The sequence below is a fragment of the Enterobacter sp. WCHEn045836 genome (assembly GCF_003965585.1).
GTDB classification, from domain to species: domain Bacteria; phylum Pseudomonadota; class Gammaproteobacteria; order Enterobacterales; family Enterobacteriaceae; genus Enterobacter; species Enterobacter dissolvens.
This window is the reverse complement of the sequence record NZ_RXPT01000048.1, coordinates 1-268: the sequence shown is the minus strand read 5'-3', so window position 1 is coordinate 268 and position 268 is coordinate 1. Positions and strand designations below refer to the sequence as shown.

The 268-nt window shown below is 47.8% G+C and carries 1 tRNA gene; it reads left to right on the top strand.

Features of this window, described 5'->3' with window-relative positions:
- The first annotated feature begins 35 nt into the window (after positions 1 to 35).
- A tRNA-Glu gene (locus EKN38_RS25655) sits at positions 36 to 111 on the top strand.
- Positions 112 to 268 lie beyond the last annotated feature (157 nt).

Sequence of the window (268 nt, the reverse complement as noted above, 5' to 3'; positions counted from 1 at the left end):
GTAAATAGCAAGGCGTCTTGCGATTGAGACTGTACGTCCCCTTCGTCTAGAGGCCCAGGACACCGCCCTTTCACGGCGGTAACAGGGGTTCGAATCCCCTAGGGGACGCCACTTGCTGGTTCGTGAGTGAAAGTCACCTGCCGTCATATCTCAAAACTGACTTGCGAGTCACGTTTGAGATATTTGCTCTTTAAAAATCTGGATCAAGCTGAAAATTGAAACGACACACAGTTATGTGTGTTCGAGTCTCTCAAATTTTCGCAATCAT